The organism is uncultured Citricoccus sp. (assembly GCF_937871995.1).
Taxonomy (GTDB): domain Bacteria; phylum Actinomycetota; class Actinomycetes; order Actinomycetales; family Micrococcaceae; genus Citricoccus.
The window spans coordinates 1-13,710 of record NZ_CALMQR010000077.1 but is presented as its reverse complement, the minus strand read 5'-3'; the positions used below and the strand labels follow the sequence as shown (position 1 = coordinate 13,710).

Sequence of the window (13,710 nt, the reverse complement as noted above, 5' to 3'; positions counted from 1 at the left end):
CGCGCCGACGGGGACGAGGAGAACATGGACTACGCCTACAAGCTCATCGCGATCGGGCTGTACTTCGCGGCCATGCTGGCCATCGGGTTCTACGCGGCCCGGAAGAACACCGACCTGGACGACTACATGCTGGCCGGACGCAGGATGCGCCCCAGCGTCGCCGCCCTGTCCGCAGGGGCCTCGGACATGTCCGGCTGGCTGCTGCTCGGCCTGCCCGGTGCGATCTACGCCGCGGGCCTCGTCGAGGCGTGGATCGCCATCGGCCTGACGGTCGGGGCCTGGCTGAACTGGCGGTTCGTGGCCCCGCGGTTGCGTGCCTACACCGAGGTGGCCCGCAACTCCATCACGATCCCCTCCTTCCTGGAGAACCGGTTCCGTGACCGCACCCGGGTGCTCCGGATCGTGGCGGGGCTCGTCATCCTGGTCTTCTTCACCTTCTACGTCTCCTCCGGCATGGCGGCCGGAGGCAAGTTCTTCGAGTCCTCGTTCGGGTCCACCTACCTCTTCGGCATGCTGCTCGTGGCCGGGATCACGGTCGTCTACACCCTCTTCGGCGGCTTCCTGGGTGCCTCGCTGACCGACGTCGTCCAGGGACTGATGATGCTGGCGGCCCTGGTCGCGGTGCCGACCGTGGCGATCATCGAGCTGGGCGGCTGGGGCGAGGTGGTGTCCTCCATCCAGGCGGCCGACGCGTCACTGGCGGAGGGCGGCAACCGGTTGTCCTTCTTCGCCAACGCCACCTGGGTGGGGATCGTCTCCGCACTGGCCTGGGGTCTGGGGTACTTCGGCCAGCCGCACATCATCGTCCGGTTCATGGCCCTGCGCTCGGCGAGGGACGCCGTGGTCGGCCGGCGGATCGGCATCGCCTGGATGGCGATCTGCGCCCTGGGGGCCGTCCTGACCGCCCTGGTCGGCATCGCCTACGTCCAGGCGAATGCCGGCGTCACCCTCGAGGACCCCGAGACGGTCTTCCTGGCCCTGTCCCAGGTCCTGTTCCACCCCTTCGTGGCCGGACTCGTGCTGGCCGCTGTGCTGGCGGCCGTGATGTCCACCATCTCCTCGCAGCTGATCGTGTGCTCCTCGGCCCTGGTGGAGGACCTCTACAAGCTCGTGGGCCGGGAGGCGAGCCCCCGGAGCGGGCTGTGGCTCGGCCGGGGAGGCGTCGTCGTCGTGTCTCTCGTGGCCCTGCTGCTGGCCCTGGATCCCGAGTCCAGCGTGCTGGAACTGGTCGCGTTCGCCTGGGCCGGTTTCGGGGCCTCGTTCGGCCCGATCGTCATCCTGTCCCTGTTCTGGAGGCGCTTCAACACCTGGGGCGCCCTGACCGCACTCGTGGTCGGTGCCGCGACCGTCTTCTGGTGGGGCAACATGCCGGACGATGCCTGGGGCGGGGCCTTCGCCCTGTACGAGATCGTTCCCGGTTTCGTGCTCGCCGCCCTCGCGGGCATCGCGGTCTCGCTGGCCACCTACCGCGGTGACCCGGAGATCGACGCCGAGTTCGACGAGGCCGTGGCCGTGTCCCGGGGTGCCGACATCACCGTGTCGCCGGCCACGGTCTAGGCGCCGGGTCAGGACACCGCGCCGCGGGACGATGTGGCGTCCCGAGCCGGCCGGGGACCGCGGTATCCGCGCAGGGCCGCGTCCTGGCGCATCCCCAGGGACAGGTACAGCTGCTGCGCGGCGGTGCGGGACTCGCGCACCGTGAGGTGGACCAGTTCCGGGGAGCCCTCGGCGAGCAGCAGCCGGACCAGGGCCGTGACCACGTGCCGGCCCACGCCGCGGCGGCGCGCCGACGGGTCGACGGCGGTGAAGTCCACGTAGGCCGAGCCGTCGTCCTGGATCCGCCCCGAGGCATAGCCGAGCAGCCGGCCGTCCGGTGCCTCCGCGACCACCGTGCGGTGGTGGGTGAGCAACTGGTCCACGGTGGCGTACGCCTCGCCGAACTCGGGTGCGTGCAACCGGGCCAGTGCGGCCCGGTCTGCCGGGACGGCCGGCCGGACCGTCACGGCCTGGAGCGGTTCGGGCGGGATCCAGCCGGCGGCCTCGTCGGCCGCCACCACCAGGGCGAGGCTCGTCTCCGTCGGTGCGAGTCCCAGTCGGTCCGCCACCACGGCCATCGCCGTGTTGGCCACGTGGCCGCACAGCTCGAACCGGCGGATGGCCGGGGGCACCTGGTCCACCGCCGCCATGACCAGGCCAGGACCGTGCGTACGCACGGCGTCCGGGGTGCCCCAGGGGCCGTGCACCCACGCCATGGAGGGCTCCTCGTCCCATTCCACGGCGACGGCGGCCAGGAGCCGCCCCCGTTCCACCACGGCCCGCACGGTCTGCAGCCACGGTTGCCCCAGGCCCTCGAGCTCGGCCTCGACTCCGGCCCGGTCCTCCCCGAGGAACGCCGTGCCCGTGGCGGGGTCCTGCTGGCAGGACACGATGAAGTCCAGGGCGGTCGTCCGGTCGGAGAAGGGCTGTGGCGTGGTCATGGGGTGCTCCCGTCGACGGAGGTGGCTCAGGTGAGGCGGTGGTCCTGGGGATGGACGGCCCGCAGCCACCGGTAGCCGTAGCCGTCCAGGCGTACCTCCACGGTGCCGTCGGCAGCGACGACGAGGTCGTCCCCGTCCAGCAGGTCCAGCAGCGGCCGGCCCGCGAGGCCGTCGGCCGTGGGGTGCTGCCCGGTCAGGTCCAGCCGGACCGACTTCGCACCGGCGGAGAGGTTGTGCAGCATCAGCGTGGACAGCGGCACCGCGCCACCGCGGCCCCCGGGATCGTGCCCGGGACCGCCCCAGGACAACCGGTGTGCCAGCACCGATTCCGTGGAGTCCGCGGGTGCTCCGGCGGCGGAGTGCTCGAGGATCTCCAGCTCCCCCCAGCCGATCTCCGGGGACCGACGGTAGGCGTGGATGAGCCGGCGGATGTGGTGGTACAGGGAGTCCGGGTCCTTCCGGGCCTGCAGGGCGTTGACGTGTTCCGGACCGTAGGCCCCGGTCACGGGGCGGGCGGCCAGCCGCGAGGGGGCCGCCGTGGAGAAGCCGCCGTTGCGGCCGGGATCCCATTGCATCGGCGTCCGGACGGACAACCGTCCCGGGGCGTCAAGGTCCTCGCCCATACCGAGTTCCTCGCCGTAGAAGAGCACGGGCGAGCCCGGCAGGGAGAACAGCAGGGAGTAGGCCAGGCGCAGCCGGCGTGGATCGCCCTCCAGCATCGGCGGCAGGCGCCGCCTCAGGCCACGGCCGTAGACCTGCATCGCCGGATCCGGGCCGAACGCCGCGAAGACCTCCTCCCTCTCGCTGTCACTGAGCTTGTCCAGGGTCAGCTCGTCGTGGTTGCGCAGGAACGTCGCCCACTGGTTGTCCGGGTCCAGGCGCGGCCGCCGGGTCAGGGTCCTCGCCAGCGGACGCGCGTCGGCCCGGGCCAGGGAGAGGTAGGTGTACTGCATTGAGAGGAAGTCGAACATCATGGTCAACTCGTCACCGTCCCGGCCCCCGAAGAACTCGCGCTGCGCGGCGAACGGCAGGTTGACCTCGCCGAGCAGCACCGAGTCGCCCTTCCGGCGGTGGGTGAAGGAGCGCAGGTCCCGCAGGATCTCGTGCGGATCCTCGGGCTCCCGGGCACCGTCCGTGGGAGAGGCCTCCAGGAAGTAGGGGACGGCATCGATCCGGAACCCGTCGACGCCGAGCTCGAGCCAGAACCCCATGGCCTTGGCGAGCTCGTCCCGCACGCGGGGGTTCATGACGTTCAGGTCGGGCTGGTGCCGGTAGAACCGGTGCAGGTACCACTGCCCGGACTTCTCGTCCCGCGTCCAGATCGAGTCCTCCTGGTCCGGGAAGACCACCTCGTGGGAGGTGTCCGGCGGCGGGTCCTGCCGCCACACGTAGTAGTCGCGGTAGGGGGAGTCCTTCGACCGCAGGGCCGCGCGGAACCAGGGATGGCGGTCCGAGGTGTGGTTGACCAGGAAGTCGACGATGACCCGCATGCCCCGGTCCCGGGCGGCGCGGAGGAACTCGACCAGGTCACCGTGGTCGCCCAGCCGCGGGTGGACGCCGTAGAAGTCGGTGACGTCGTAACCGTCGTCCTGTCCGGGGGAGGGGTAGAAGGGCATCAGCCACAGGCAGGTGACCCCGAGCTCCTGGAGGTAGTCGATCCGGTCCGTCAGGCCCTCGAAGTCTCCGGTTCCGTCCCCGTCCGCGTCCATGAACGTCTCGACGTCCAGACAGTAGAAGACGGCGTTCTTCCACCACAGGTCCGAGGTCTGCGCCGACCTCATGGGTTCGCCTCCGTCGTCAGGCCGGCCAGGGCCGGCAGGACCTCACGGCCGAACGTCTCGATGAACGGACCCTGGTCCTGGGCCACGCAGTGCAGGTATACCTCGTCGAACCCGAGCCCGGCGTACTCGGCGAGCCGTTCCACGTGCCAGTGGGGATCGGCGGAGACGTCCACCGCCTGGGCCACCTCGTCCAGTCCGGCCCCGGCCGAGGCCGCCTCGAAGTCCTCCGTCCGGGCCAGGTCCTCCAGCTGATGACGGGGGACCGTGTTGGACCGCCACTGGTCCACGGCGATCCGTTCGGACTCGGCACGGGTCGGGGCCCAGGACAGGTGGACCTGCAGCACCGCCGGCCCGGTTCCGCCCTGCCCGCGGTAGGCCTCCAGGACCGTCCTGAGGTCGTCGAGGGGCTGGTTGACGGTGATGAGACCGTCGGCCCAGGCCGCGGAGCGCGCGGCGGTCTCCGGGCTGAGCGCGGGCGCGATGAGCGGGACCGGCGTCGGCGGCAGGTCCCAGATCCTCGCCCGGTCCACGGTGATCCGGCCCCGGTGGTCCACGGTGTCCCCCCGGTGCAGGCGGCGGATCACCTCGACGCACTCCTCGAGACGCAGCTGCCGGTCCTCCTTGTCCGGCCAGGGGTCACCGGTGACGTGCTCGTTGAGGTTCTCCCCGCTGCCGGGGGCCATCCAGAACCGTCCGGGGAACATCTGCGCGAGCGTCGCGGATGCCTGGGCGAGGATCACCGGGTGGTAGCGCTGGCCGGGGGCGGTCACCACGCCCATGCGCATCCCGGTGCCGGCCAGGGCGGCGCCGAGCCAGGACCACGCGAAGCCCGAGTGCCCCTGCCGTCGGGACCAGGGGGCGAGGTGGTCCGAGCACATGGCGGCCGCGAAGCCCGCGCGCTCGGCGGCGTGCACGTCCTGGAGCAGCTGGCGCGGAGAGGCCTGCTCGTGGCTGGCGTGGAATCCGAAGACGGTCACGGTCCCGTGGCCTCCCTCAGGGGTCGTCGGGCGTTCGGGGCACTGCGGTCACGGTTCATCCTCGCGGCTTGCCGCGGGACAGTACAGCCCCGGGCGTCCTGCCGACCCGGGCCCGGCGCCCGGGTGCGGACCCGGCACGGCTCCGGTCACGGGTGGCGAGCCGGCCGGGGCACGGCCCAGGTCCTGGTGCCGGCCCGTGGGGAGTATCACTCGAGACCCGTAGTATCGGGTAATGAACTCGACGCTCTCGCTCTACCGGCGCCTCTCCGCCCTGCCGGGCGGCCGACGGCTGTTCACCGCCGCGTTCTGCCGCCGTGCTCCGTACTTCGCCTCGGCGCACCTCGGCGTGCAGGCCATGGCGACGCACTACGGGGAGGTGACGGTGCCGTTGCGGCGCTCGACGCAGAACCACCTCGGCACTGTCCATGCGATCGCGGTCTGCAACGGCCTGGAGGCGGCGATGGGCCTGCTCGCCGAGGCCACCGTGCCTCCCGGGATGCGGTGGCTGCCGAAGGGCATGGAGGTGGAGTACCTGGCCGCGGCGGACTCGGAGGTGACGTGCGTCGCCGAGAGCACCACGGCGGACTGGGACGGGGCGCCGGACGTGCCCGTGGCGGTGACGGCCACGAGGGAGGACGGGACCGTGGTGGTGCGGGGGATCATCCGGCTGTGGGTCACCCCGGTGCCGGGGGGATCGTCGGCGCGGAAACGCGCTGGACGATGAGGAGGAAGAGGGTGCCCCCGGCAGGATTCGAACCTGCGGCCTTCTGCTCCGGAGGCAGACGCTCTATCCCCTGAGCTACGGAGGCGGGGGTCTCGCGGCCGGTGGGGCCGAGCGGGACTTCACAACCCTATCGCATCCGGGGCCGACAGAAGAAATCGCACCCGGTCGGGCCCCGTGCGCCCCGTCAGGTCACGCGGCCGGCCGGTTTCGCGGCGGCTGCCTGCGCGACATTAGACTGTCCCGGGTGACCCCCGAAGACCTTTCCACAGCCCTGGCCGCCTGCCTGCAGGACGCCGTCGACTCCGGCGAGATCGCCGTCGAGATCCCGGCGCAGGTGAAGGTCGAGCGACCGAAGAACCGCGAGCACGGGGACTGGGCCACGAACGTCGCCATGCAGCTGGGCAAGAAGGCGGGCATGGCCCCCCGTGACCTCGCGGCCCTGCTCGTCCGGCGCCTGGAGCAGGTGCCCGGTGTCGCCGGCGTGGACATCGCCGGACCGGGTTTCCTGAACATCACGCTGGACGCCGCCGCCGCCGGTGAGCTGGCCCGGACCATCGTCGAGGCCGGTGCCGACTACGGCAGGAACTCGGCCCTGACCGGCCACGTGGTCAACATGGAGTTCGTCTCGGCGAACCCGACCGGGCCGCTGCACATCGGCCACACCCGCTGGGCTGCCCTGGGCGATGCCATCGCCCGGTTGCTGCACGCCTCGGGGGCGGAGCTGACCGCCGAGTACTACATCAACGACGCCGGCAACCAGATGAACGTGTTCGCCCAGTCGGTCTACAACCGGCTGCACGGCCTGCCGGTCCCGGAGGGCGGCTACCCGGGGGAGTACATCCAGGACCTCGCCCACCAGGTCCTGTCCGAGCACCCGGACATCCGGACGGTGAACGAGCAGGCGGCGCTGCCCATCATCCGCGAGTCCGCCTACCGGCACCAGATGCAGGACATCCGCACCACCCTGGCCGACTTCGGCGTGCACTTCGACGTCTGGTTCTCCGAGAAGCAGCTGCACGAGTCCGGGGCGATCGAGAACGCGGTGGCCCGGTTGCGCGAGCTCGGCCACATCGAGGACCGTGACGGCGCCGTCTGGCTGCGCACCACCGACTTCGGCGACGACAAGGACCGCGTGCTCATCCGGGCCAACGGCGAGCCGACCTACTTCGCCGCCGACGCCGCCTACTACCTCTCCAAGAAGGACCGCGGCTTCACCGAGAAGATCTACCTGCTCGGCGCCGACCACCACGGTTACGTGGGCCGGCTCAAGGCCATCGCCGCGTGCGCCGGGGACGATCCGGACCGCAACATCGAGGTGCTGATCGGCCAGCTGATCTCCGTCAACGGGGCCAAGCTGTCCAAGCGTGCCGGCAACATCATCGAGCTCAAGGACCTGGTGTCCTGGCTCGGCGCCGACGCCCTGCGCTATTCGCTGGCCCGGTACCCCGCGGACTCGCCGATCACCATCGACCCGGAGATCCTCACCTCCCGGACCAACGACAATCCGGTGTTCTACGTCCAGTACGCTCACGCCCGGACCCGGGGGGCGGCGCGCACGGCCGAGGCGGCCGGCGTCGACCGCTCCGCCTTCGACGCGTCCCTGCTGACCCACGCCACCGAGTCGGACCTGCTGGCCCGGCTCGGCGAGTTCCCCTCGGTGGTCGCCCAGGCCGCCGAATTCCGCGAGCCCCACCGGGTGGCCCGCCACCTGGAGGTCATCGCCGGGGCCTACCACTCCTGGTACGGTGCCTGCCGTATCGTCCCGGTGACCTCCCGGGAGGGCACGCCCGGGGAGATCACGGACCTGAACCGCACCCGGTTGTGGCTGAACGAGGCCACCTCCCAGGTGCTCGCCAACGGACTGGGACTGCTGGGCGTCAGCGCCCCGGAGAGGATGTGAGGACGCCGATGCCGACCCCGACCGATCACGCGAACCCGGCCGCCGGGCCCTCGCCGCTGGCCCCGGACTGGCTGGAGTACCCCCGGGACCCCAACGCCCTGGTCCCCAAGCTCTGGGCGGCCGGGGTGTCCCGCGACGACGACGGCGAGATCGCCGTGCAGGGCATTCCCGTCTCCCGGCTCGCCGCGGAGTTCGGCACCCCGTTGCTGGTCCTGGACGAGGAGGACTTCCGGGCCCGGGCACGGGCGTTCCGCGACGCCTTCGACGCGGCGTTCGCGGAGCTCTGCGGGGGAGTGGACGTGTACTACGCCGGCAAGTCCTTCCTGTGCACCGCGGCCGCCCGGTGGGTCGCCGAGGAGGGGCTGCGCCTGGACACCGCCTCCGGCGGTGAGCTGGCCATCGCGCTGCGCGCCGGGGTGGACCCGGCCCACATCGGCCTGCACGGCAACAACAAGTCCGATGCGGAACTGCGCCGTGCCCTGGACGCCGGTGTCGGGCGGATCGTCGTGGACTCCCTGGACGAGCTCGACCGGCTGGCCGCCCTGGCCGCCGAGGCCGGGGTGAGGGCACCGGTGATGCTCCGGCTCACCCCGGGCGTGCACGCCCACACCCACGAGTTCATCGCCACCGCGCACGAGGACCAGAAGTTCGGCCTGTCGATGTCCGCCCCGGACGCCGGGCAGGGCAGCGGCACGGCCGGTTCGCCGGCCGCGGCCGCCGTGGCCCAGGCCCTGGCGGCCGAGTCCATCGACCTGCTGGGCCTGCACTGCCACATCGGCTCCCAGATCTTCGAGGCCGAGGGCTTCGGGGTGGCGGCGGAGAAGCTGCTGGGCTTCCTGGCCGAGATCCGGGACACCCACGGCGTGGAACTGGCCGAGCTGGACCTCGGGGGCGGGCACGGCATCGCCTACACCGCGGCGGACGATCCGCGCACGCCCGAGGACATCGCCACCACCCTGGCCTCCGCCGTCCGGGCGGCCACCGAGCGCCTGGGGCTGGCCTGTCCGCGGATCTCGATCGAGCCGGGCCGGGCCATCTCCGGACCCTCCACGTTCACCCTGTACGAGGCCGGCGTGCGCAAGACCGTGTCCGTGGACGCCCCGGACGCGGCGGGGGGCGCCGGTGGGAGGACCCACCCCCGCCGGTACGTGTCCGTGGACGGCGGGATGAGCGACAACGCCCGCCCGGTGCTGTACGACTCGGACTACTCCGTGGCGCTGGCCTCGCGCACCTCGACCGAGCCCGCGGTGCTCTCCCGCGTGGTCGGCAAGCACTGCGAGTCCGGGGACATCGTGGTCCGGGACGCCTACCTGCCCGACGACGTCGCGCGCGGTGACCTGCTCGCGGTGCCCGCCACGGGTGCGTACTGCCACTCGCTGTCCAGCAACTACAACCAGCTCACGCGTCCGGCCATCGTGGCCGTCCGGGACGGGCAGGCCCGTGTCATCATCCGGCGGGAGACCGAAGAGGACCTCTTCGCCCGCGAGACCGGCCTCTGACGCCCCCGCCCCCGGACACCCCAGCACTTCATCCCAGACCCAACGGAGGACCATGACCGACACGATCCCGCCCCTGAAGATCGCGCTGCTCGGCGCCGGCACCGTCGGCTCCCAGGTGGCCCGCATCCTCACCGAGGACGCCCGGATGCTCGCGGCCCGCGTGGGCGCCGAGCTCGAACTGGTCGGGGTGTTCGTCCGCAACCCCGAGGGAGCGCGTGACTACCAGCTGCCCCGCGAGCTCTACACCTCGGACGCCGAGTCCCTCGTGGACTCCGCGGACATCGTCATCGAGCTGCTGGGCGGGATCGAACCGGCCAAGACACTCATCGAGCGGGCCATCGCCAACGGCTCGGCCGTGATCACCGGGAACAAGGCGCTGCTGGCCCAGAGCGGCAGCCAGCTGTTCGCCGCGGCCGCCAAGGCCGGCACGCAGTTGTCCTTCGAGGCCTCGGTGGGCGGGGCCATCCCGATCCTGCGGCCGCTGCGCGACTCCCTCTCCGGGGACCGCGTCAACCGGGTCATGGGCATCGTCAACGGCACCACGAACTACATCCTCGACCAGATGGACACCACCGGGGCGTCCTTCGACGACGCCCTGGCCGAGGCCCAGCGGCTCGGGTACGCGGAGGCCGACCCGACGGCCGACGTCGAGGGCCTGGACGCCGCGGCCAAGGCCGCGATCCTGGCCAACCTGGCCTTCCACGCGTCGTTCTCCATGGACAAGGTCCACGCCGAGGGCATCACCCGGATCACCGCCGCGGACAACGAGGCCGCCGCCGAGGCCGGATACGTCATCAAGCTGCTCGCGATCGCCGAGCGCATCCGGTCCGAGGCCGGCGTCGACGGCGCCGTGCTGCGGGTGCATCCGACCCTGTTGCCGCGCGAGCACCCCCTGGCCGCCGTGCGCGGTGCCTACAACGCCGTGTTCGTGGAGGCCGACAACGCCGGTGAACTCATGTTCTACGGCCCCGGCGCCGGGGGTGCCCCCACGGCCAGCGCGGTCATGGGGGACACCGTGTCCATCGCCCGCCGACTGGTCCGCGGCGGGCCCGGCCGCACGCGCACGCCGAAGAGGGCCCTGGCGGCACTGGACGTCGGAGAGGCCACCACGAGCTACATGATCGTGCTGCGCGTGGCCGACCGGCCCGGCGTGCTGGCCGCCATCGCCACGGTCGTGGCCGAGCACGGCGTGTCGATCGAGGCGATGCGGCAGGTGCCGCTGCCCGAGGACAGCGCCGTCTACGAGGTGCACGCCGCCGAGGGCGTGCCCGGCTCCCCGGGAGCGGAGGGGCCGGCCGAGTCCCTGCTGCGGATCACCACCCACCGCGCCCGGGAACGGGCCCTGGCCTCCACCGTCACCGCCATCAAGGAGCTGGACGCAGTGACCGACGTGGTCTCCGTCCTGCGCGTCGAAGGGAACTGAACACCAGTGGCACACCAATGGCGCGGAGTGATCCGCGAGTACGCAGACCGGCTGCCCGTCAGCGAGTCCACCCGGGTGGTGACCCTGGGCGAGGGCGGTACCCCGCTGATCGAGGCACCGGCCCTGTCCCGGCTCGTCGAGGGCGAGGTCTGGGTCAAGTTCGAGGGCATGAACCCCACGGGCTCCTTCAAGGACCGCGGCATGACCATGGCCATCACGGCCGCCGTGGAGCAGGGGGCGAAGGCCGTCGTCTGCGCCTCCACCGGAAACACCTCCGCCTCGGCCGCCGCCTACGCCACCCAGGCGGGACTGACCTGCGCGGTGCTGGTGCCGGAGGGCAAGATCGCCATGGGCAAGCTGTCCCAGGCGATCGCCCACGGGGCCACGCTGCTGCAGGTGGACGGGAACTTCGACAATTGCCTCGACGTGGCCCGCAAGCTCTCCGAGAACTACCCGGTGTTCCTGGTCAACTCCGTGAACCCCAACCGCATCGAGGGCCAGAAGACCGGTGCCTTCGAGGTGGTGGACGCCCTCGGCGACGCCCCGGACTACCACCTGCTGCCCGTGGGCAACGCGGGGAACATCACCGCCTACTGGAAGGGGTACCGCGAGTACTCCCAGCCGTACACCAACCCGCACCCCGGCGCCGCAGCCGGTGAGCTGCCGGCCGTGTCCACCAGGACGCCCGTGATGTGGGGCTTCCAGGCCGCCGGCGCCGCACCCATCGTGCTGGGCCACCCGGTCACGGATCCGGACACGCTGGCCACGGCCATCCGGATCGGCAACCCGGCCTCCTGGGAGCAGGCAGAGGCCGCCCGGGACGAGTCCGGGGGACTGATCGACTCCGTGACCGACGAGGAGATCCTCGCCGCCCACCGCTGGTTGTCCGCCAAGGAGGGCGTCTTCGTGGAGCCCGCCTCGGCCGCCGGGGTGGCCGGGCTGATCAAGCACCACGGGCTCGGCAACGTGCCCACCGGCAAGCGCTGGGTCATCACCGTCACCGGTCACGGGCTGAAGGACCCCCAGTGGGCCCTGCGCAACGCCGACGGCTCGGACGTGGAGCCCCAGCGGGTGCCCTTCGACGTCGTGGCGGTGGCCGAGGCGCTGGGGCTGTCGTGATGCCCGCCGCCGAGCCCCGGACCACGCCGCCGGCCACCGGGTCCCCGGCACTGCGGACCGTGCCCGTCGGGATCACGGTCCGCGTCTCCGTCCCGGCGACGTCGGCGAACCTCGGGCCGGGCTTCGACTCGATGGGCCTGGCCCTGGACCTGCGCGACGAGGTCGTCATCACCACCGTGGCCGAGGGGTTCTCCGCCGTGGTGGAGGGAGAGGGCTCCGGCTCCGTGCCCACGGACGGCACCCACCTGGTGATCGCCACCCTGCGCGAGTACCTCGCCGAGCGCGGCTGGGAGGTCCCGGGGATCGAGCTGACCGCCACCAACCGGATCCCGCACGGGCGGGGACTGGGGTCCTCCGCGGCCGCCCACGCCACCGCGGTGCTGGCCGCGGACGCCCTGCTGCCCGAGTCCGAGCGCGCCTCGGCGGAGGGGCTGCTGGACGCCTCGGCGGGCCTGGAGGGTCACCCGGACAACGTCGCCCCGGCGCTGACCGGCGGTTTCGCGGTCTCCTGGGGTGAGGTCGGGGGCTACCGGTCCGTGCGGATGGCCGTCCATCCGGACGTGGTGCCCGTGGTCGCGATCCCCGAGGAGCCGCTGAGCACGGAGACGGCCCGCGGACTGCTGCCGCCGCAGGTCCCGCACCACGTGGCCGCGGCGAACGCGGGCCGGGCCGCCCTGCTGGTCCACGCCCTGACCACCGACCCGTCCCGGTTGCTCCCGGCCACCCAGGACTGGCTGCACCAGGACTACCGCGAGCCGGCCATGCCCGAGTCCGTCGGGCTGGTCCGTGCGCTGCGCGCCGAGGGCCTGGCCGCCGTCGTGTCCGGTGCCGGGCCGACGGTGATGGTGCTGGCCCCCGACCAGGACAGCGCCGAACGGGCCCGCGGGACCATGGAGTCCGCCCTCAGCGGATCGGCGCAGGGGTGGCGGGTGCGCATTCTCCCGGTGGACGTGGCGGGTGCTAAGGTGGAGTCACACCGCACAGGCCATCCCCCCCGGGGCTGAAGCCGGCCGGACCCCGTTTCTACGTGGAGCCGGCGGACGGTGTGGATCCAGGCACCGAGCGGACCGAAGGCGGTCCTGCTGGCCCCCGGCCTGTCACGGCACCCTGGATCGCCCCTCCCGGACCGTCTGCGGTCCGGTCGGCGCCATCCGGCGCCACGTCCATCGGCCGTCATTCCGGCCGGCGGACTCGAATCCCGGTCTTCAGCCCCTGGTTCTCCAGTGTTCACGGGGCGGCCGGAGCACACGTAGCGGGATCCCTCCAGTCGGATCCCGCCTGACGAGGGAGAAGGAACCTTCGTGACCGAAACCACTGAACTGCCCACGGCATCCGAGGGCAATTCCCCCCAGGCCCCCACCGGTGGCGGCCTGGCCGGCCTCAAGCTCGCACAGTTGCAGGCCCTGGCCTCCCAGCTCGGCATCACCGGGGGCTCCCGGATGCGCAAGTCCGACCTCGTGGCCGCCATCTCCAGCCACCAGCGCGGCGGCGCCGTGGCCGACCGCAAGCCCGAGCACAAGGATGCCGCCGACAAGGCCACCGCGGGCGACGGCGCCACCGGGACCGCCTCCGGCCGCAGCACCCGGGGCCGGGGTGCCGCCAAGCAGGCCGACGCTCCGTCCGTGACGAGCGCTGACGCCGCCGTGGCCGACACGTCCGCCCCCGCACAGCAGGAGGCCGGTCCGCAGTCCGCCGGCGAGAAGTCCGACGAGTCCGGCCAGGGCGCCGGCCGCCCGGCCCGCCGTTCGCGCTCCCGCCGCGCCGAGTCCCCGGCAGGTTCCTCGGCGGAGGCACCGGCCGAGGCCGCTCC

Annotated in this window: 11 protein-coding genes and 1 tRNA gene; 8 read left to right on the top strand and 4 right to left on the bottom strand. The window is 72.4% G+C overall.

Annotated elements, in window-relative coordinates:
• Window positions 1–24 precede the first annotated feature (24 nt).
• The gene (putP, locus tag Q0283_RS09690) at window positions 25–1,557 is read left to right on the top strand and encodes a sodium/proline symporter PutP (protein WP_298044366.1); all 1,533 of its coding nucleotides are present in this window, start codon (window positions 25–27) and stop codon (window positions 1,555–1,557) included.
• A gap of 8 nt (window positions 1,558–1,565) precedes the next feature.
• On the opposite strand, the gene Q0283_RS09685 is transcribed toward putP, so the two are convergent.
• From Q0283_RS09685 to Q0283_RS09675, 3 genes are read right to left on the bottom strand one after another with little or no spacing between them, the layout of a single operon-like run.
• A complete protein-coding gene (locus Q0283_RS09685) occupies window positions 1,566–2,477 on the bottom strand; it encodes a GNAT family N-acetyltransferase (protein WP_183524564.1) in 912 nt (303 codons plus the stop codon).
• A gap of 26 nt (window positions 2,478–2,503) precedes the next feature.
• A complete protein-coding gene (locus tag Q0283_RS09680; protein WP_183524567.1) occupies window positions 2,504–4,258 on the bottom strand; it encodes an alpha-amylase family protein in 1,755 nt (584 codons plus the stop codon).
• Window positions 4,255–5,235 carry a TIGR03885 family FMN-dependent LLM class oxidoreductase gene (locus tag Q0283_RS09675; RefSeq protein WP_183524570.1) on the bottom strand — a complete coding sequence of 327 codons (981 nt, stop codon included), beginning with the start codon at window positions 5,233–5,235 and terminating at the stop codon, window positions 4,255–4,257. Before Q0283_RS09675 ends, Q0283_RS09680 begins: the two co-directional genes overlap by 4 nt.
• A 232-nt stretch (window positions 5,236–5,467) precedes the next feature.
• Here Q0283_RS09675 and Q0283_RS09670 point away from each other — a divergent pair, with 232 nt between their 5' ends.
• Window positions 5,468–5,959 (top strand): hotdog fold domain-containing protein, encoded by a 492-nt coding sequence (locus Q0283_RS09670; RefSeq protein WP_183524573.1) that lies wholly within the window; start codon window positions 5,468–5,470, stop codon window positions 5,957–5,959.
• Between the two features lie 12 nt (window positions 5,960–5,971).
• Here the strand turns inward: Q0283_RS09670 and Q0283_RS09665 are convergent.
• A tRNA-Arg gene (locus Q0283_RS09665) sits at window positions 5,972–6,044 on the bottom strand.
• A gap of 159 nt (window positions 6,045–6,203) precedes the next feature.
• Here Q0283_RS09665 and argS point away from each other — a divergent pair.
• The 6 genes from argS to Q0283_RS09635 form a co-directional block, all read left to right on the top strand.
• Window positions 6,204–7,859 carry an arginine--tRNA ligase gene (gene argS / locus Q0283_RS09660; protein WP_183524576.1) on the top strand — a complete coding sequence of 552 codons (1,656 nt, stop codon included), beginning with the start codon at window positions 6,204–6,206 and terminating at the stop codon, window positions 7,857–7,859.
• Window positions 7,860–7,867: 8 nt separating this feature from the next.
• Complete coding sequence (gene lysA / locus Q0283_RS09655; RefSeq protein WP_298044365.1) at window positions 7,868–9,358, top strand: diaminopimelate decarboxylase; 1,491 nt, start codon at window positions 7,868–7,870, stop codon at window positions 9,356–9,358.
• A gap of 52 nt (window positions 9,359–9,410) precedes the next feature.
• Window positions 9,411–10,781, top strand: a complete 1,371-nt coding sequence (locus Q0283_RS09650) for a homoserine dehydrogenase (protein ID WP_183524581.1) — start codon at window positions 9,411–9,413, stop codon at window positions 10,779–10,781.
• Between the two features lie 6 nt (window positions 10,782–10,787).
• Window positions 10,788–11,900, top strand: coding sequence for a threonine synthase (gene thrC / locus Q0283_RS09645; RefSeq protein WP_029139160.1), 1,113 nt, complete (start codon window positions 10,788–10,790; stop codon window positions 11,898–11,900).
• Window positions 11,900–12,904 carry a homoserine kinase gene (thrB, locus tag Q0283_RS09640; RefSeq protein ID WP_183528230.1) on the top strand — a complete coding sequence of 335 codons (1,005 nt, stop codon included), beginning with the start codon at window positions 11,900–11,902 and terminating at the stop codon, window positions 12,902–12,904. Before thrC ends, thrB begins: the two co-directional genes overlap by 1 nt.
• Window positions 12,905–13,201: 297 nt before the next feature.
• Window positions 13,202–13,710: Rho termination factor N-terminal domain-containing protein (locus Q0283_RS09635; protein ID WP_298044363.1), on the top strand; the 509-nt coding region annotated here is incomplete at its 3' end.

What these genes read in the sequence shown, in the direction of transcription:
- thrB (WP_183528230.1), top strand. Translation starts at nt 11,900, where the DNA reads ATGCCCGCCGCCGAGCCCCGGACCACGCCGCCGGCCACCGGGTCCCCG.
- Q0283_RS09650 (WP_183524581.1), top strand. Translation starts at nt 9,411, where the DNA reads ATGACCGACACGATCCCGCCCCTGAAGATCGCGCTGCTCGGCGCCGGC.
- Q0283_RS09680 (WP_183524567.1), bottom strand. Translation starts at nt 4,258, where the DNA reads ATGAGGTCGGCGCAGACCTCGGACCTGTGGTGGAAGAACGCCGTCTTC.
- putP (WP_298044366.1), top strand. Translation starts at nt 25, where the DNA reads ATGGACTACGCCTACAAGCTCATCGCGATCGGGCTGTACTTCGCGGCC.
- Q0283_RS09670 (WP_183524573.1), top strand. Translation starts at nt 5,468, where the DNA reads ATGAACTCGACGCTCTCGCTCTACCGGCGCCTCTCCGCCCTGCCGGGC.
- lysA (WP_298044365.1), top strand. Translation starts at nt 7,868, where the DNA reads ATGCCGACCCCGACCGATCACGCGAACCCGGCCGCCGGGCCCTCGCCG.
- Q0283_RS09685 (WP_183524564.1), bottom strand. Translation starts at nt 2,477, where the DNA reads ATGACCACGCCACAGCCCTTCTCCGACCGGACGACCGCCCTGGACTTC.